Source organism: Pseudomonas silesiensis (genome assembly GCF_001661075.1).
GTDB classification, from domain to species: domain Bacteria; phylum Pseudomonadota; class Gammaproteobacteria; order Pseudomonadales; family Pseudomonadaceae; genus Aquipseudomonas; species Aquipseudomonas silesiensis.
Genome location: NZ_CP014870.1, coordinates 6,805,353 through 6,823,539 on the forward strand (window position 1 = coordinate 6,805,353; position 18,187 = coordinate 6,823,539).

The following is an 18,187-nucleotide window of genomic DNA, read 5'->3' on the forward strand; positions in this document are numbered from 1 at the left end:
CATGGAAACCCGAGCCCATCATGTATTGATCGGCCTGTTCACCGTGATTGTGGTGGCAGGCGCCCTGCTCTTCGGGCTGTGGCTGGCCAAGTCCAGCGTCGACACCGAGTTCAAGGACTACGAAATCGTCTTCAATGAGGCGGTCAGCGGCTTGTCCAAGGGCAGCGCCGTGCAGTACAGCGGGATCAAGGTCGGCGACGTGGTGACGTTGCGCCTGGACCCGAAAGACCCGCGCCGGGTGCTGGCGCGCATCCGCCTGGGCGGTGATACGCCGATCAAGGAAGACACCGAGGCCAAACTGGCGCTGACCGGGATTACCGGGACCTCGATCATCCAACTCAGCGGTGGCACGCCACAGAGCCCGACGCTCAGGGGCAAGGCCGGGGATTTACCGACGATCGTTGCATCGCCCTCGCCTATCGCCCAACTGCTCAACGACAGCACCGACCTGATGGCCGGTGTGAACGCGCTGATGCACAACGCCAATCAGATGTTTTCTTCGGAGAATGTCGAGCGCATCAGCAAGACCCTTGAGCATCTGGAGCAAACCACCGGCACCCTCGCCGATCAGCGCGGCGACATCCGCCAGGCCATGCAACAACTGGGTGCCATCGGCAAGCAGGCCACGGCCACGCTGGAGCAGACCGCCGCGTTGATGCGCAATGCCAATGGCTTGATCAGCGATCAGGGCAAACAGATGTTCGGCAGTGCCGAACAGGCCATGAAATCGCTGGAACAGAGCAGCGCCACGATCAACAAGCTGCTCACCAACAATCAGGATTCGCTGAACAGCGGGATGCAGGGCCTCAATGGCCTGGCGCCGGCAGTGCGTGAATTGCGCGATACCCTGACGTCGTTGCGGGCCATTTCCCAGCGGCTGGAAGCCAACCCCAGCGGTTATTTGCTGGGCAACGACAAGAACAAGGAGTTCACGCCATGAAAATGCGCCGCCTCGCCCTCCTCGCCGCATTTGCGTTGACCGCTTCCTGCTCGATCCTGCCCAAGTCCGAGCCGTCCGATGTCTATCGGCTACCGACGTCCCAGAGCAGCGCCTCAGGCAATCCAGCCATGCCGCAACCCTGGTCGCTTCGCCTGACGAAGCCGCAGGCCAGCCAGGCGTTGAACAGCCCGAACATCGCGGTGATCCCGCAGGGTGACTTGATCAGCAGCTACAAGGCGTCACGCTGGAGCGACCCGGCGCCGGTGCTGCTGCGCAATCGTCTGCTCGATGGTTTCCAGCGTGACGGTCGGGTGTCGCTGCTGAGCACCGATGACAGTAATTTCCAGGCGGACCTGGAACTGGGCGGCAATCTGCAGGCGTTCCAGACGGAATACCAGGACCGCACGGCGAGCGTGGTCGTGCGGCTGGATGCGTTGCTGGTGCGCGGTCATGACCAGCGGATCCTCGCCAGCCGGCGCTTTGAAGTGCGTCAGCCGTTGAGCGATGTGAAGGTGCCGGCGGTAGTGGCCGGGTTTGGCCAGGCGAGTGACCGGTTAACGGCACAGGTGGTGGCCTGGGCGGTTGAGCAAGGGCAGAAAGTCGCACCGCCATCAAGACCTTGAGTCCAGCACGGAACCCGGTGGGAGCGGGCTTGCTCGCGAAGGCGTTGTGTCAATCGACATCAATACTGAATGACACACCGCTTTCGCGAGCAAGCCCGCTCCCACAAGGGGTTCACGGTTAGCCGAAGAACCAGTAACAGACCCCGATGGCGCCAAGAACGCCGGCCAGTTCCGCCAGCAACGCACACCCCACCGCATGCCGCGCGCGCTGAATGCCCACTGCGCCGAAGTACACCGCCAACACATAGAACGTCGTTTCAGTACTGCCCTGCACCGTCGCCGCCACCAAAGCCGGGAAGCTGTCTACCCCGGACGTCTGCATGGTTTCGATCAGCATCGCCCGGGCCGCACTGCCCGAAAACGGTTTGACCATGGCGGTCGGCAAGGCATCGACGAAGCGGGTGTCCCAACCGGCCCACTCCACCAGATGCCGAATCCCGTCCAGGCCAAAATCCAGCGCCCCGGACGCTCGCAGCACCCCGACAGCACAGAGCATCGCCACCAGGTACGGCAGCAGATTCTTCGCCACATCGAAGCCTTCCTTGGCGCCTTCGACGAACGCCTCGTAGACCTTCACCTTGCGTAACGCGCCGATCACCAGAAAGAGCATGATCAGCCCGAACAGCGTCAGGTTGCCGAGGATCGATGACAGTCCGGCCAGAGCGGTCGCCGAGAGCGTCGCCAGCAGCGCCATGAAGCCACCCAGTATCAGGGCGCCGGGAATCATGTACGCGAGCACCACCGGGTCCCACAGGCGCAGGCGTTGCATGACCGCCACCGACAACAGCCCTACCAGCGTCGAGCAACTGGTCGCCAACAGGATCGGCAGGAACACCAGCGTCGGATCAGGCGCACCTTGCTGGGCGCGGTACATGAAGATCGTCACCGGCAACAGGGTCAGGGAAGAGGCGTTAAGCACCAGGAACAGGATCTGGGCATTGCTGGCGATGGTGGCGCTGGGATTGAGCTCTTGCAACGCCTTCATGGCCTTGAGGCCGATTGGCGTCGCGGCGTTATCCAGGCCCAGGCCATTGGCGGCGAAGTTGAGCGTGATCAGGCCGATGGCGGGGTGACCGGCCGGCACTTCCGGCATCAGGCGCAGGAACAACGGGCCCAGTGCCTTGGCCAGCCACTCGACGATCCCGGCTTTCTCGGCGATCCGCAGAAAGCCCAGCCAGAGGGTGAGGGTGCCGAACAGCAGGACCATGACCTCGACCGACAGTTTGGCCATGGCGAAAATGCTTTCCACCATCGCCGCGAAGATACCGGCGTTGCCACCGATCAACCACTGCGCCAGCGCCGATACGGCTGCCACGATGAAGAAGCCGAGCCACAGGCCATTGAGCATCAGTCAAATCCCCCAAAGAATGCGGCGAATGATACTGGGGTAGCCAGAAACGACAAACCCCGGATTTCTCCGGGGTTTGTTTTGAGTCTGCGCGGTCAACTCCGTACTGTAGGAGCGAGCGGTGCGGCGATCCGACTTGCCCGCGAATGGGACGCCGCGGTGTATCAGGTACACCGCGTTATCGTTCTTCGCGGGCAAGCCACGCTCCTACAGGAGCAGATTGATCAGTTGTTGGAAATCTCGCCAGCCGGCAGCTTTTCCTTACTGCGCCAGTGCGGCAGGGAGTTCCAGTAGCGCTGGCCCTTGGCGTCGTCGTACATGCCTTCCCAACGGGAGATGACCAATACGGCCAACGCGTTGCCGATCACGTTCAGTGCGGTGCGGGCCATGTCCATGATGCGGTCGACACCGGCGATGAACGCCAGGCCTTCCAATGGAATACCCACGCTGCCCAGCGTTGCCAGCAGCACCACGAAGGACACACCCGGTACGCCGGCGATGCCTTTGGAGGTGACCATCAACGTCAGTACCAGCAGCAATTGCTGGCTGATGGACAGGTCGATGCCGTACAGCTGGGCGATGAAAATCGCCGCAATGCTCTGGTACAGCGTCGAACCGTCGAGGTTGAACGAATAACCGGTCGGCACCACGAAGCTGCAGATGGCTTTCGGTGCACCGTAGGCTTCCATCTTCTCGATGACACGTGGCAGCACGGTTTCGGAACTGGCGGTGGAGTAGGCCAGCACCAGCTCATCCTTGAAGATGCGCATCAGCTTGATCACCGAGAAACCGAACAGGCGAGCAATCAGGCCCAGCACCATGAAGGCGAAGAAGGCGATGGCGAAGTAAACCAGGAGCACCAGTTTGGCCAGCGGCAGCAGGGAGGCGAAGCCGAAGTTGGCCACGGTCACCGCGATCAGTGCGAAAACGCCGATAGGGGCGTAGTTCATGATCATGTGGGTGACTTTGAACATGCTTTCCGACACGCCCTGGAACAACTTCACCAGCGGGTCGCGCAAATCGGGTTTCAGGCTCGACAAGCCGAGGCCGAACAACACCGAGAAGAAGATGATCGGCAGCATCTCGCCGCGGGCGATTGCCGCGAAGATGTTCGACGGGATCAGGTTGAGAATGGTTTCGATGAACGCGTGTTCATGCTGTACCTCGGCGGCCGTGGCCTGGTACTTGGAAATATCGACGGTACCCAGCGTACTCATGTCGATGCCGGTACCCGGGTGGAACAGGTTGGCCAGGACCAGGCCGACGACGATGGCAATCGTGGTCACGATTTCGAAGTAGATGATTGTCTTCAGGCCGATGCTGCCGAGCTTCTTCGCATCGCCTACACCCGCGATTCCGACGATCAACGAGGAAATGACGATCGGGATCACGATCATCTTGATCAGACGGATAAAGATATCGCCTGCCGGTTGCAGAACATTACTGATCCACCAGGCCTTTTCGGAACCGAAATGGTTGAGCAGCGCACCGATTGCAATCCCCAATACCAGACCGATGAGGATCTGCCAGGCGAGGCTAAGCTTTGCCTTCTTCATATCTTTACCCTTACTTGCGTTTGACTCAGGCCGATGCAGGAACTGGAACGCTTGTGGCGAAAAAGTCCTGTGCAGCTGCCCCCGTATAAGGTGCCCCGGAGCGCTTGTTAGTGCTCTCTGGCAGGCGAAAAAAGGCGCAACTATTCCGATGCAAGGGAGCGGCGTCTAATGCCGTAAACGCCTACCCTATGCCGAATCGGCATGAGTTTTTTTCCCTGAAACACTCGTCCCAACCGGTTCGAATGCGACATTTCGGCAGGCATAAGTGCCGTGAACCGGCCATTTCAGGGAGGCTTGAGTGTTTTTTAATCAGCGAAGCGAGGGGGTTTTTCTGAAAAATTGCGACAATGCGCGGAGAAAATTCACGGTGCAAGGCCGGTAATATTTCTCGATGTACGGTCGTGCGGGGACGCGCGGGAAAGTATTTTCAGGGATTCTGGCGTGGATTTTCAGGTAAGCGAGTGAAACCGAATGGATTGCTCTGATTCAAGGCTTTGCACGTAGAAGCTCTTCGCAAGTCCGTCGAGCATCTTGATCGGCGAACTTGCGTCGCAGCTTTTTGCCTGACCCGGCCCTTGCGCAGGCACCCCATGTACCCGTAGGTCGCTCCGCCCCTGAAACAGGCAGAACATCCCGACCCCTTGGTCATGCGTCTACCGTTCTCGGGTAGCGCATTTGGAAAGAAGCAGTGTGGCTTCTTTCATATCTCAAAATCAGTACCAGTTCGGATCTTTCTTTAGCTGTTCCATCAACATTTCCTGCATACCCTGGTCTGGTTTTCCCAGAAAGCGGTAGGTCGCATGGCGCGTCGGCGACTTGTCGGCCGGCAATCCCGCAGGTACTTCAACCAGCATAGCGTAGGCATGCTTTTTGTCGAAGCTGACGGCCACAATTAATCGATTATTCAGGCATTTGGCCTGGGATTCGCATAACGGGCCTACCAAAAACTGGTCACCGTCTTCTTCAACCGCTGTCATTTGCTCGGCATCGCCGGAAAGATTCATCACCCAGTCGGGCAGGCGTTCTTCTTTCTCAACCACGTCTTGCCAGGTTTCACGGTATTGAGGGTCGGCGCTCAGCAGTTCGTTGGCGCGTGTCTGGCCATCATTGGCGGCCATGACCATGGCACTACCGCCCAGAAGCAGGGCGGCTGCCAGTGACTTGAAGGAAACGCTCATTTTCAGCCTCGACCGCGACGGCCAAAGAAGAACGAAACAACGAACATCACCAGGAACACGACAAAGAGAATCTTGGCGATACCCGTGGCGGTGCCCGCGATACCACCGAAGCCCAGTACTGCAGCGATGATGGCAATGATCAAGAATGTGATTGCCCAGCTCAACATGGTGATTCTCCTTACGCTTCTATTTTAGAGGTGATGCTTGTGGTGCTTTTCCCGGCGCAGAGCGCGCCAAGATCATGAACTCAGAACACCCAACGTTCCTGCCGGGGCATCTCGTCCCCAGGTTGTGCCTGGTCGACGTCCATCATTCGCATTGGCGCGAGGTCAGCATGGTTGCTGCTGGCGGCGCTGAAATGGGTCTGAACCGGATGCTGAATCGACACGCGCGACGCTTCCTGCTGCGAGGTCTGCTCCCAACGCTGAAACTGCTGGCCGCCGATCAATGTGATCAACAGCGCCAGAACAGCAAACAGACCTTGTTGGATATGCAGTGGCGAGATACGCAATTGGGCGGCACGTTGGCGACTCATCCTGAAGCTCCTCCCACACGGTGGTGATCTTGTGAGGGCGTCGATTGAAATGCCCTGGTTACCCAAGGTATTGCAGCCTGCATGCCAGCTTTTAGATAGAAAAAAAACCAATTAAATCAAATAGTTACCTATTGTATGAAAATCAGGTCGGACGCATCCTGCACGATGGTCCGTCAGCGCTCGTGCGTAATGCACGATCTGAGCGAAAGCTGTTTTCAAGTTTTTTGAATTGCGAGGAGGGCGCGGATGTCACAAAGGGAGTCGTAATCCTCGTGTAGACCGGCTATCTGATAAAAAAACAACAAAATCAGGCGATTAGCCGTAGGGTAACGAGAGAGATACCCTGATGTAGTCGGAATCGACCAGAATCAACCATGCAACTTGCCCGATTTTTCCGGGACTAAACTAAGACCATTCATTAAGGAGCGTAGGAAAATGGAATCAGCCACTGAGCATCAAGGCCGCATTCTGCTGGTGGACGATGAATCCGCCATCCTGCGTACATTTCGCTATTGCCTTGAAGATGAAGGCTACAGCGTCGCGACCGCCAACAGCGCTGCACAGGCCGATGCCTTGTTGCAACGTCAGGTCTTCGACCTGTGCTTCCTTGATCTGCGCCTGGGTGAAGACAATGGCCTGGATGTGTTGGCGCAAATGCGCATTCAAGCGCCGTGGATGCGTGTGGTCATCGTCACCGCGCACTCGGCGGTGGACACTGCAGTAGATGCGATCCAGGCCGGTGCCGCCGACTACCTGGTCAAGCCTTGCAGCCCCGACCAGCTACGCCTGGCCACCGCCAAGCAACTGGAAGTGCGACAGCTGTCGGCCCGTCTGGAAGCCCTTGAAGGTGAAGTGCGCAAACCCAAGGATGGCCTGGACTCCCACAGCCCGGCGATGAAAGTGGTGCTCGAAACCGCCCGCCAGGTCGCCAGTACCGATGCCAACATTTTGATTCTTGGCGAGTCCGGCACTGGTAAGGGTGAGCTGTCTCAAGCCATTCATGGCTGGAGCAAGCGCGCGAAGAAATCCTGCGTCACGATCAACTGCCCATCCCTGACTGCCGAACTCATGGAAAGCGAGCTCTTCGGTCACAGCCGTGGTGCCTTCACCGGGGCCAGCGAAAGTACCTTGGGACGTGTCAATCAGGCCGATGGTGGAACGCTGTTTCTCGACGAGATCGGCGATTTTCCCCTGACATTGCAGCCGAAGTTGCTGCGTTTTATCCAGGACAAGGAATACGAGCGAGTCGGCGACCCGGTTACCCGCCGAGCCGACGTGAGAATTCTCGCGGCCACCAACCTCAACCTGGAGGACATGGTGCGCGACGGCCGTTTCCGTGAAGACCTCCTGTATCGCCTGAACGTGATCACCCTGCACCTGCCGCCTTTACGCGAGCGCAGGGAAGACATCCTGAACCTGGCCGATCGTTTTCTGGCCCGGTTCGTCAAGGAATACGCGCGTCCGGCGCGTGGTTTCAGTGACGCCGCTCGAGAGGCACTGCTCAGCTATCGCTGGCCGGGCAACATTCGCGAACTGCGCAATGTCGTGGAGCGGGCGAGCATCATCTGTCCGCAAGAGCGGGTAGAGATCAGCCACCTGGGCATGGCCGAAACCCCGCTCAACAACGCGCCCCGCATCGGCGCCGCATTGAGTCTGGATGAGTTGGAGAAGGCTCACATCGGCGCCGTGCTTGCCACCGCCGATACGCTGGATCAGGCCGCCAAGACGCTGGGCATCGATGCCTCGACGCTGTACCGCAAACGCAAGCAGTACAACCTGTGAGCCCCGCCCGATGAAACTGGCGATGAAGTTGCGGACTAGGCTGTTTCTGAGCATTTCCGCACTGATCACCGTCGCGCTGCTCGGGCTCTTGCTCGGACTGGTCAGCGTGATGCAGATGGCGGCAACTCAGGAAGCCCTGATCCGAAACAACTTCGTCACCCTCGACCTCGGGTTGAAATTGCGTCAGAGCCTTGGCGACCAGCTGATCATCATGCTCAGCGAGCGGCCGGATCCTGCCGCATTCGAGCAGTCCAGACAGCATTACTATCGGTTGCTTGATGAAGGCATCTCCCTTGCCGATTCCGGCAAGGACGTTCAGTACGGTTTCGCACAGGCCAAGGCTGACTACCAGAGCTTTTTGCAGGCGTACGACCAGTCACCGGACACATCGCGGGTGTTGACGGGTAGCGGTGAACTCACCGAAAAATTCAACGCGTTGCGCAATGGCTTGATCACCGAACACAAGCGCGCGCTGGATAACATCAATGTCATCGAGCGCCAGGCGCGGGAGCGAGCGCTGCTGGTCGCGGGTCTGCTCGGGCTGGTGGGGCTGGCGGTGCTGATCATTGGTTTCGTGACCGCACACGCCATTGCCCGGCGTTTCGGCGCCCCGATAGAGGCGTTGGTCCAGGCGGCGGATAACATCGGACAAGGCAATTTCGAAGTGACCCTGCCTGTTTCTTCGGCAGAGGAAATGAATCAGCTGACCAAACGCTTCGGGATCATGGCCGAGGCCTTGCGCGAGCATCAAGCGACCAATATCGATGAGCTGCTCGCCGGTCAGCAGCGTTTGCAGGCGGTACTCGACAGCATCGACGACGGTTTGCTGATGATCGACCGCGAAGGGCATCTGGAACACCTCAACCCCGTGGCACAGCGTCAATTGGGTTGGGACACCGATCGACTCGGCCAGGGGCTGGGCACCGCGCTGGAGCGCCCCGAGCTCGATGGACAGCTGCAACTGGTGCTGCGGGGCGGGACCCTGGAGCGGGCGCCGGAGGACTTGAGCATAGAGGTCGATGGTGAGTCGCGATTATTGACCTATAGCCTGACACCTGTCAGCCACACTCAGGGCCATATTCTCGGCGCTGTGATGGTGTTGCATGACGTCACCGAGCAACGTGCATTTGAGCGGGTGCGCAGCGAGTTCGTGTTGCGCGCCTCCCATGAGTTGCGTACTCCGGTCACCGGCATGCATATGGCGTTCGGCCTGTTCCGCGAGCGCGCGCATTTCGCCCAGGACTCCCGCGAAGCCGATCTGCTGGACACCGTGAATGAAGAGATGCAGCGGTTGATGCAGTTGATCAACGACTTGCTGAACTTCTCCCGCTATCAGAACGGATTGCAGAAACTCACGCTGGCGCCGTGTTCCATCGACGATTTGCTGGAGCAGGCCCGGGAACGTTATGCCGGCGTGGCGGTGGAGAAGGGCATCAGCCTGTTCGTGGAAGTGCAGGGCCCGTTGCCCTGGCTACAGGCCGATCAGCCACAGCTGGACCGGGTACTCGATAACCTGATCGACAACGCCTTGCGCCATACCGGCACCGACGGGCAGATACGTTTGCAGGCTCGGCGGCATGGGGAGCGGGTGATCATCAGCGTTGAGGACAACGGCGAAGGCATTGCCTATGGTCAGCAGGGGCGAATCTTCGAACCCTTCGTCCAGGTCGGCCGTAAAAAGGGCGGTGCCGGGCTCGGCCTGGCGTTGTGCAAGGAAATCGTGCAACTGCATGGCGGCCGGATGGGCGTTTATTCGCGACCGGGGCAGGGGACTCAGTTCTATATGGCGCTGGCGGTGTGAGCGGCTCTTACGCTTCGTCATCCAGACGTCTGCCCCCTAGCCGCCGGCCACGGGTGATCAGCTCAATGAACTGCACTGCACTCAATGCATGGGCAAACAGCCAGCCCTGACCGTATTTCACGCCTTCGCTGCTCAGAAACGCCGCTTGCGCTTCATGTTCGATGCCTTCGGCAATCACTTTCAGTTGCAGCGCCTGGGCCATGTGAATGATGTGCGGTGCCACGCCACTGCTGGCGGCGTCATGGCCCAGCGCGTCGATAAAGGCCTTGTCGATTTTCAGGCAATCCACCGGCAGGGTTTGCAGGTAGGCAAGGCTGCAATAGCCGGTGCCGAAATCGTCGATCAGCACCTGATGCCCGACATCGCGCAAGGCCTGGAGGTTTTCCCGGGCTACCACCACATCGATCAATCCCCGCTCGGTGACCTCGAAGGCGATCTGCTTGGCCGCGACCCGATGCAACGTCAGCAAGCGCGCCATCACTTGGCCTATACGCGGCACCATGACGTCGCAGGCTGCGAGGTTGACCGAGATGTACAACTGCGGATTGGCCCGCAACAAATGACCGAGCTGCTCAAGCAGGCGTTGCAGGACGAAGTCGGTCATCTGGCGGATCTGGCCGGTGTTTTCGGCCATCGGGATAAACAGGTCGGGGCTGGTCAGGGTGCCATCCGGCCTGCGCCAGCGGAGCAAGGCTTCTGCCCCGACACAATTGCGGCTGTCGAGGTCGAAAATCGGTTGATACAAGACCTGCAGCTCACCTCGCCGAATGGCGCCAGTCAGTTCGGCATCCATCGATTGTCGCTGCTTGACCAGCAGGAACACCAGAAAACCCACGCAGACGCCCAGCGCCAGGCTGGCTGGCAACAGCCACCACCAGACCGCAGGCACATGCATGCCGGTACGCGGGGTAATAAGTACAAGCTGGTATTCCGGATTGTTGGTGGGCATGCGGTAAATCAGGCGAGTGTGCGTGACTTGCAGCGCATCGGGACTTTTCGGCGGCCAGGGTTCGGTCGGGGGCCAGGCCTGCGATACACCCAGTACCGGAATCGCCCGCGTGCCGTGGTCGAGTACCACCAGCAGGCTGCTTCCGGGTGACAGGTCGACCATGTCGGTCAAATGCCCGCGAGAGGTCGCGACGCGGAAATTACCGCGCCCGAGCATCAGCGCGGCACGGTTTTCATCGGGTTCGGTGGTGGTGTTCAGCCAGTAGCTATAGGTGGGGCCCTTGATATCCGGCGGCCGTAGCAGCGAGAGCCCTTCCTGGCGGGGGCGGTTGGAGCAGATCCGCGAATCGTCCCTGTAAGCCGCTTCATAAACGAAACGATAATTGAAACTGACCTGCTGCAAGGTCGCGATCATTTCGTCATCGCAGCCCCGTAGTGGCTGCGCTTCGAGGTCGTCGAGGCTTTCACGCAATTGGCCGAAAAGTTGCTCCAGACGGGCCAGGAAGCGTTCGCCCTGGGCATTCATCTCCTCGCTTTCGCTCTGCTCGACCTGATGCATGGCTATAAACAGACTGCCTGTCATCAGCAGGGTTGCGCTCAAGGCAGCAGCGAGCATCGCCAAAAACCAGGGGCGATAGAACCAGCGACGTAATGTCTCTCGAGCGGCAGGCATTGGGTATATCCGAAGAATTACCAATGAGTTATAGCTGCTGATTGAGAAAAAGCCCTTACCGTCGGGCGGGCGTCATTATTTTGTCTGATTCAAAACGTGTAGAAGTGCCGCGGTTTGCGCATCCGGAATGCCGTCGAAGCGGGTCGGCCGGAAATGCATCTGGAAGGCTCCTATCACATGGCGCGTCGCGACATCCAGTTCGCCTGTTTGCGGTGTGGGGTAACCCAAGCGGGCCAACTGCGACTGATACCAACCGATGCTCGGCAGCTGGACGGTGAACTGCGCTTGCTGGCGCGCCACGGCCTGCTCGTTTGGCCAGACCCCCAAACCTTCGGCTGCCAGGCGTTTCCAGGGGAACAGCGGCCCTGGATCGAGCTTGCGCAACGGGGCGATGTCGCTATGACCGATGATGTTGCGCGGGCTGATGGCGTAGCGCTTGCTGATGTCCTTGAGCAACACAATCAGGGACTGGACCTGGGCTTCGCTGTAGGGATACCAGAGACGCTCACCGTTGGGCGCGTCCTTGAAGCCGGGATTGACGATTTCGATGCCCAGGGAACTGGAGTTCAACCAGGTTCGTCCTTGCCATTCGCTCTCGCCGGCATGCCATGCCCGCATGTTTTCATCCATCAGCTTATAGATAGTGGCTTTTTTGTCGTCGCCGATCAGGTAATGACTGCTGACTTCTCCATGGGTCAGCAGCTGTAGCGAACGCTCCTGCGATGTGGAGGTGTAATGCAGCACGACGAATTGAATGCGGCTGTCGTGGTTGGCTGAGACATGACTGGTGTCATACCGCGGGCCGCTGGCGCACCCGGCTAATAGACCCAGCGACATGATAAGGGCAAGAAATTTCATCACGGAGGCAGTACGCAAAAGGACAATAATGCAACAGTGTAACGTACTGTTTTGCGCGAAGACGGACGGCGCCGTGATTTAAACAAAATGGAACAATTTGCCCTAACCGATTTGCACCTGGTTGCGACCGGCGTGTTTCGCCCTGTATAGCGCTTGATCGGCTCTTTTCAATACCAGATCGCTATGCTCTCCGGCTTTGAACGCGGTCAGCCCGATGGAAAGAGTGATAGTCACCGGCTCGCCCTTGAAGTGGAAAGGGCAGGCCTCGATGAAGGCTCGCAGTTTTTCCAGCAATTTTGCGCCGGCCACCGCTTCTGTGGCGGGCATCAGCAGTACAAACTCCTCTCCGCCGAAACGGGCGATGAAATCTGTCTCCCGAAGGCGCTTGCGCAGCACGCCGGCAATGATTTTCAGAACCTTGTCGCCTGCCAAGTGACCATAGTTATCGTTGATGCGCTTGAAATGATCAAGATCCAGCATTGCCAGCGACAAGGTGTTGCCATGTTGCTGCCATTGGCTGATTTCATGGTCGAGCCGTTCACCCCAGGCCGCCCGGTTGGGCAGGGCAGTCAGTGGGTCGATCAAGGCTTTCTGGCGCTGTTCTTCGAGATGCTCTCGGTAGCCCAGGGCTTCCTGTTCCATGTGTGCCACTCGTTCGGCCAGGCTTTGCAGGCGCGCCGCTACTTCCTGTTCGCGCTCGTCACGCTGCTTCTGGTGGTGGTCCATGGTGCCCAATAGACCTTCAAGATGGTTTTCCAGGGCGCGCTTGAGGCCCTCCAGATCCGCGGCTTCTTGCATGCTGCTCTGCAAGCCGTCGACCTGATCGCGGATCTGCGTGTCCATTTCCCGTGCGGCTGAGCGGTTATCGGCATGACCTTCGCTGGCTGCTTGCAAGTTGCGCTGGAACAACTCGAGGCGCCCGTTTAGCTGCTGCAGATAGGTTTCGAATTCGTGCTGGCCATTGTCGTTGATCGCCAGCATCAACGTTGCCAAATCGTCGAGAATCGGCAGCAATTCGTACCAGTTCAAGCCATTTCGAAGGCGATCACGCATCGCTTCGGCTTGGGGGCGATGACGCTCGGGCAGGGTCAGGTCGTCAAGCAGACCTAGTAGCGTGTCCTCGATGTGCTGGGCGACCGAGCTGTAGGAAGGCTCGGGCGAATCCGGAAGGGCATAGGGGTTATCTTGCTCGGCGTGCTCCGGATCGACGACGATAATTGTTTGGGCCGCGACCGAGGGGTCGGGCAGACTCTTCGAAATCGCTGTCGCGACCGGTTCGTCCGAGGGGGTTGCCGGTAAGGATTGCATCGTTGGCGGGATAACGGTCGGGCTGGACTCTAGCGGTTGTTCATGGTCCGCTTGAGTCGATTCGTCCACCAGTATTTCTCGCGCCAGCAGCGGCTCATGGGCCGGTTGAGCGATCGTCGGGACTGAAGGAGAACGTGTTTCTTGCGCTGGTCGTTCTATTGCAACGGGTGCCTGAGCCGCAGCGCGTGCGGGAGACGGCAACATCTGCGGCCCATCGTCGGGTCGTGCAGCAGTAGTTTGCGGCAGCGCTGCAAGTGGGGCGGATTCGGTTGCCCGGGTCGGCGGAGCGGGCGCCTGCGCTACGAGGGTGACAATCTGTGGCGCCATTTCATCTGCTTCACGACTGCCAAACAGCCGCTGCAGCAGTCCCGGGCGAGCGGGCTCCGCAGTGCCTTCAAGCTGACTCAGGGCTTTGCCTTGCAGTCCGCTCAGTTCGCTGAGCAGCAACGGAATCTCGCGCGCCTGACTGACTCGTGCATCCAGCCGTTTGGCGAAATCCTTGAGGGGGCGGCTGACTTCCCGGGGCAGCGGCAGTGTTTGCAGTTGCGCAACCAGCGCGGTCAGTGCCGCGCCGGTCTGATTGATCCGGGTTTCGCGGCGTTGCTCAGAGTCGAGCACGGCTTTTTCCAGCCGAGGAAGCAGGGCGGCCAGGCCGGCGTCCATGTCATTGGTGCGTATGACTTCGCGCATTTCCTTCATGCACGCGTCAACGGCGCGGTCGGTGCCCTCGGCCGCTAACGTGCTGCGCACCAGCCCACGGCGTAACAAGTCGAGCCGGGCGTCCCATCGGCGCTCGAGCTTTTCCTGTTGTTCGATGTTTTTGAGGTACTTCTCTTTCCAGCGCTCTGTTTCGTCGCTCATTCATGGGGTCCGCGATGGGCAGAACTCAGCGCGGGCAATGCATCGGCCGTGAGCGAACCGGGCAGACGAATCTCTACCGCGACCGGCAGGTGATCGGAAATGGGGTGTGCCAGCACCTCGACCTTTTCCAGGGTCAGGGTCGGGCTCAGCAAAATATGGTCAAGGCAGCGTTGCGGGCGCCAGCTGGGGAAGGTCGCCTCCAGCTGTGGTGCGAGCAGGCCGAGGTCGCGCAACGGTGAGTTTTGCAGCAAGTCACTGGCATGGGTATTCATGTCGCCCATCAGCACCTGGTGTTTATAGTTCCCGATCAGCTCGCGAATGTAGGCCAGCTGCATGGTGCGGGCGCGGGCACCCAGTGCCAGGTGCATCATGACCACCACCAGCGCTTCCGGACCCTCGCCGAAACGGACCAGGATTGCTCCGCGACCCTTGGGCCCCGGAAGCGGATGATCTTCAATCGCCCACGGGCGCAGGCGGCTGAGCACGCCATTGCTGTGCTGGCCGAGGCGACCGAGGTTGCGATTGAGTTGTTGATACCAGTAAGGGAAGGCGCCTAGCTGGGCCAGGTGCTCGACCTGATTGACATAGCCGGATCGCAGGCTGCCGCCATCGGCTTCCTGCAGGGCGACCAGGTCGAAGTCGCCCAACAGATTGCCGATCTTTTGCAGATTGTCGGCACGCCCGGTGTGCGGCAACAGATGCTGCCAGCCCCGGGTCAGGTAGTGCCGATAGCGCTCGGTACTGATGCCGACCTGGATATTGAAACTGAGCAAGCGCAGACGGCTATCTGCGGGCAAACCCGTCGATTCCAGATGATGCTCGTTGACCCGCGGATCATGCAGGCCAACGATGCGTTCAGTACCCCAGCGGCGCATGGCAGTCGCCGCGCTTAGTTGGCAGCAGCCTTATTAGCCGCTCGCTCTTTGTCGACCAGTTTTTCGGCCAGTTGCAAGGCTTGCTCGGCACCGCCGGCAGAGCCCACGTCAAAGCGATATTTGCCGTTGACGATCATGGTCGGAACGCCGGAGATTTCATATTTCTTGGCCAGCTCTTTGGCTTTGGCCATCTGACCCTTGATGGCGAAGGAGTCGAAGGTGGCGAGGAACTTGTCCTTGTCTACGCCTTGAGTCGCCAGGAAATCGGCCATTTCGTTCTTGTCGACCAGCTTCTTGTGTTCTTTCTGAATGGCGTTGAATACCGCAGCGTGCACATTATCCTCGACACCCATGCTTTGCAGGGTCAGGAACATTTGACCGTGGGCATCCCATGGGCCGCCGAACAGGGCAGGAATACGCACGAAATTGACGTCGGAAGGCAGCTTTTCAACCCAAGGATTGATCACCGGCTCAAAGGCATAGCAATGCGGGCAGCCATACCAGAACAGCTCAACGACTTCGATCTTGCCAGGCACAGCGACCGGAACAGCGTTGGTCAGTTCGACATAGGGGGCGGCGGGTGCTTCAGCGGCTTGGGCAGTCATGCCGAACAGGCTGGCAGCGACGAATGCGGCGCTGATGATCAGATTACGCATGCTTTACTCCTGGACAAATGGGGTCGCCTCGCGCGACCTGTTTTCAGACAGGTCATGGCGGGCTTGAGTTCTGTAGTGTAACGGCAGCGGCCACAAAAAAGGGCGGCCAAGGCCACCCTTTTTATGCTCGCATTGTCAGATTAATCGAGCGTTAACATTGCAAGAGATGTACATCCCTCGCAACGTTCGCTCGGCGGTCTCAGTGCAGGCCCTGGATGTAGCTGGAAACTGCTGCGATGTCTTCGTCGCTCAGCTTTTTGGCGATGCTTTGCATCGGTTTGGTATCGCCATCGTTGGCCCGGCCGCCTTCTTCCTTGCGGAAATCGGTCAGTTGCTTGGCAATATACTGCGCATGTTGACCGCCCAGATGAGGGAAGCCGGCGGCTGCGTTGCCCTTGCCGTCTGGCGAGTGGCAGCCGGTGCAGGATGGCAGGCCCTTGGCCAGGTCGCCGCCGCGGAACAAGGCTTCACCGCGCGACACGATTTTCGGGTCGGCGGCGCCAACGCTGCCTTTCTGGCTGGCGAAGTAGGCGGAGATATCGGCCAGGTCCTGATCGCTCAGGTTGGTGAGCAAACCGGTCATTTCCAGTACGACACGCTTGCCGGACTTGATGTCGTGCAACTGCTTGTTCAGATAACGTTCGCCCTGGCCCGCCAGTTTCGGAAAGTTAGGCGCCATGCTGTTGCCATCCGGGCCATGACAGGCGCCACATACTGCGGCTTTCGCCTGACCAGCAGTTGCATCACCTGCAGCATGGGCTACGCCGGAGATCCCCACGGTCAACAGCAGACTCACGATCAATTTGTTCATCAGCTAATCCAACTACGGCTAAGGGTTAAAGAGTTATGGACCGGAATCACTCGCTCATCCACTGGATGACGGCTCGGTAATCCTCGGCACTGCAGTCCATGCACAAACCACGCGGCGGCATCGCCTTGAAACCCTGGGTCACGTGTTGCACCAGCGTCTCCATACCTTTCGCCAACCTCGGCGTCCAAGCTTCCTGATCGCCCTTTCTGGGCGCCATGGGTAGTTGGCCGGAATGACAGGCACCACAAACACGGTTGTACACAGCTTCCGGATCCTGTGTAGCCTGAGCGCTGTAAAGCGGCATCAAGACACCGGCAGCTAGCAGCCATTTCGTCATAAAACGACCTTTTCAGGGTTGAGAGCGTTCTGCGTTCTAATGCGCAATCAAGGTCAATCGCTCCCGTGAACTTCATCCTACGCTGGGACAAAGCGCACACAAAATCTGCGGCATTATATACTGGCGTCACTGAAACGGAAACGACACCGCTTGCCGCGTCCATTCCCGGCGCCGCCCACATCGGAAATCCCATGCAATTCAAGAACCCCATCCTCGGCCTGTGCCAACAGTCCACCTTCATGCTCAGCGCCGCTAAAGTCGATCAATGTCCCGACGATGAAGGCTTTGAAGTGGCCTTCGCCGGCCGTTCCAACGCCGGCAAGTCGAGCGCGCTGAACACTTTGACGCACGCCAGCCTGGCGCGAACCTCGAAAACCCCGGGGCGCACGCAGCTGTTGAACTTCTTTAAGCTAGACGATGAACGCCGTCTGGTCGACCTGCCGGGTTACGGTTACGCAAAAGTACCGATCCCGTTGAAGATGCACTGGCAGCGTCACCTGGAAGCCTATCTGGGCGGCCGCGAAAGTTTGAAAGGTCTGATTCTGATGATGGATATCCGTCATCCAATGACCGACTTCGACCTGCTGATGCTTGACTGGGCCGTTGCCGCCGGCATGCCGATGCACATTCTGCTGACCAAAGCGGACAAGCTGACGTACGGCGCAGCGAAAAACACGCTGCTCAAGGTCCAGGCGGAAATCCGTAAAGGCTGGGGCGATGCCGTGACGATCCAGCTGTTTTCCGCACCGAAACGCATGGGTCTGGAAGACGCCTACACTGTGTTGGCAGGCTGGATGGAACTGGCGGACAAGGGCGCCGAGGTTGCCGAGTAAGGTCGACAGGTCAAATCGCGGGCAAAAAAAACCCCGGACTTCTATGGGGAGGGGGAAGTTCCGGGGTTCAAGCTCCGGACCGTTAGGGCGGGGTCCAGATATCTGCCAACACTTAACACAACATAGGAGCATCGAAGGGCTTCACCAGCCATTCAGTAACTCTGAGTGGCATTTCACGGGTTTAGTTCCTGAGTGGATAAAAAACCATTGGAAATAAGCCCGCGCACTTTCCGCACTATAGTCCCCTGTAGGAGCGAGCTTGCT

17 protein-coding genes are annotated in these 18,187 nt (G+C 59.0%); 5 read left to right on the forward strand and 12 right to left on the reverse strand.

The genetic code is table 11. The features are described 5' to 3' along the window. Position 1: 1 nt before the first annotated feature. Together PMA3_RS30280 and PMA3_RS30285 are read left to right on the forward strand one after the other, a co-directional pair. A complete protein-coding gene (locus PMA3_RS30280) occupies positions 2–940 on the forward strand; it encodes an MlaD family protein (RefSeq protein WP_064680569.1) in 939 nt (312 codons plus the stop codon). Further along, positions 937–1,563 carry an ABC-type transport auxiliary lipoprotein family protein gene (locus PMA3_RS30285; protein WP_064680570.1) on the forward strand — a complete coding sequence of 209 codons (627 nt, stop codon included), beginning with the start codon at positions 937–939 and terminating at the stop codon, positions 1,561–1,563. The genes PMA3_RS30280 and PMA3_RS30285 overlap by 4 nt, the downstream gene beginning before the upstream one ends. Before the next feature lie 118 nt (positions 1,564–1,681). Here the strand turns inward: PMA3_RS30285 and PMA3_RS30290 are convergent, their stop codons facing one another. From PMA3_RS30290 to PMA3_RS30310, 5 genes are all read right to left on the reverse strand, one after another. After that, positions 1,682–2,911, reverse strand: a complete 1,230-nt coding sequence (locus PMA3_RS30290) for a nucleoside recognition domain-containing protein (protein ID WP_064680571.1) — start codon at positions 2,909–2,911, stop codon at positions 1,682–1,684. Positions 2,912–3,135: 224 nt separating this feature from the next. Further along, entirely contained in the window at positions 3,136–4,467 is a 1,332-nt protein-coding gene (gene gltP / locus PMA3_RS30295) for a glutamate/aspartate:proton symporter GltP (RefSeq protein ID WP_064680572.1), read from the reverse strand. A 713-nt stretch (positions 4,468–5,180) separates the two neighbouring features. After that, positions 5,181–5,645 (reverse strand): inhibitor of vertebrate lysozyme family protein, encoded by a 465-nt coding sequence (locus PMA3_RS30300; RefSeq protein WP_064680573.1) that lies wholly within the window; start codon positions 5,643–5,645, stop codon positions 5,181–5,183. 2 nt (positions 5,646–5,647) lie between these two features. After that, the gene (locus PMA3_RS30305) at positions 5,648–5,812 is read right to left on the reverse strand and encodes a DUF1328 domain-containing protein (protein WP_003380232.1); all 165 of its coding nucleotides are present in this window, start codon (positions 5,810–5,812) and stop codon (positions 5,648–5,650) included. Between the two features lie 80 nt (positions 5,813–5,892). Further along, entirely contained in the window at positions 5,893–6,180 is a 288-nt protein-coding gene (locus PMA3_RS30310; protein ID WP_064680574.1) for a hypothetical protein, read from the reverse strand. Positions 6,181–6,615: 435 nt separating this feature from the next. Here PMA3_RS30310 and algB point away from each other — a divergent pair, with 435 nt between their 5' ends. Together algB and PMA3_RS30320 are read left to right on the forward strand one after the other, a co-directional pair. Beyond that, on the forward strand, positions 6,616–7,962 hold the full coding sequence (gene algB / locus PMA3_RS30315; RefSeq protein ID WP_064680575.1) for a sigma-54-dependent response regulator transcription factor AlgB: 1,347 nt from the start codon (positions 6,616–6,618) through the stop codon (positions 7,960–7,962). A 10-nt stretch (positions 7,963–7,972) separates the two neighbouring features. Further along, positions 7,973–9,763 carry an ATP-binding protein gene (locus PMA3_RS30320; RefSeq protein ID WP_064680576.1) on the forward strand — a complete coding sequence of 597 codons (1,791 nt, stop codon included), beginning with the start codon at positions 7,973–7,975 and terminating at the stop codon, positions 9,761–9,763. A 7-nt stretch (positions 9,764–9,770) separates the two neighbouring features. On the opposite strand, the gene PMA3_RS30325 is transcribed toward PMA3_RS30320, so the two are convergent. The 7 genes from PMA3_RS30325 to PMA3_RS30355 all read right to left on the reverse strand — a co-directional run bounded on the left by PMA3_RS30325 (position 9,771) and on the right by PMA3_RS30355 (position 17,090). Beyond that, positions 9,771–11,384, reverse strand: coding sequence for an EAL domain-containing protein (locus tag PMA3_RS30325; protein WP_064680577.1), 1,614 nt, complete (start codon positions 11,382–11,384; stop codon positions 9,771–9,773). Between the two features lie 75 nt (positions 11,385–11,459). Beyond that, positions 11,460–12,242: an N-acetylmuramoyl-L-alanine amidase gene (locus PMA3_RS30330; RefSeq protein ID WP_064680578.1), complete on the reverse strand. Its 783-nt coding sequence runs from the start codon at positions 12,240–12,242 to the stop codon at positions 11,460–11,462. A gap of 102 nt (positions 12,243–12,344) precedes the next feature. Continuing rightward, on the reverse strand, positions 12,345–14,411 hold the full coding sequence (locus PMA3_RS30335) for a GGDEF domain-containing protein (RefSeq protein ID WP_064680579.1): 2,067 nt from the start codon (positions 14,409–14,411) through the stop codon (positions 12,345–12,347). After that, entirely contained in the window at positions 14,408–15,286 is an 879-nt protein-coding gene (locus tag PMA3_RS30340) for an endonuclease/exonuclease/phosphatase family protein (RefSeq protein WP_064680580.1), read from the reverse strand. Before PMA3_RS30340 ends, PMA3_RS30335 begins: the two co-directional genes overlap by 4 nt. Before the next feature lie 14 nt (positions 15,287–15,300). Continuing rightward, positions 15,301–15,942 carry a thiol:disulfide interchange protein DsbA/DsbL gene (locus PMA3_RS30345; protein ID WP_064680581.1) on the reverse strand — a complete coding sequence of 214 codons (642 nt, stop codon included), beginning with the start codon at positions 15,940–15,942 and terminating at the stop codon, positions 15,301–15,303. Positions 15,943–16,141: 199 nt separating this feature from the next. Beyond that, complete coding sequence (locus PMA3_RS30350) at positions 16,142–16,753, reverse strand: c-type cytochrome (RefSeq protein WP_064680582.1); 612 nt, start codon at positions 16,751–16,753, stop codon at positions 16,142–16,144. Between the two features lie 46 nt (positions 16,754–16,799). After that, positions 16,800–17,090, reverse strand: a complete 291-nt coding sequence (locus tag PMA3_RS30355; protein WP_064680583.1) for a c-type cytochrome — start codon at positions 17,088–17,090, stop codon at positions 16,800–16,802. Positions 17,091–17,281: 191 nt separating this feature from the next. Here PMA3_RS30355 and yihA point away from each other — a divergent pair, with 191 nt between their 5' ends. Next, positions 17,282–17,923 carry a ribosome biogenesis GTP-binding protein YihA/YsxC gene (gene yihA / locus PMA3_RS30360; RefSeq protein WP_064680584.1) on the forward strand — a complete coding sequence of 214 codons (642 nt, stop codon included), beginning with the start codon at positions 17,282–17,284 and terminating at the stop codon, positions 17,921–17,923. Positions 17,924–18,187 lie beyond the last annotated feature (264 nt).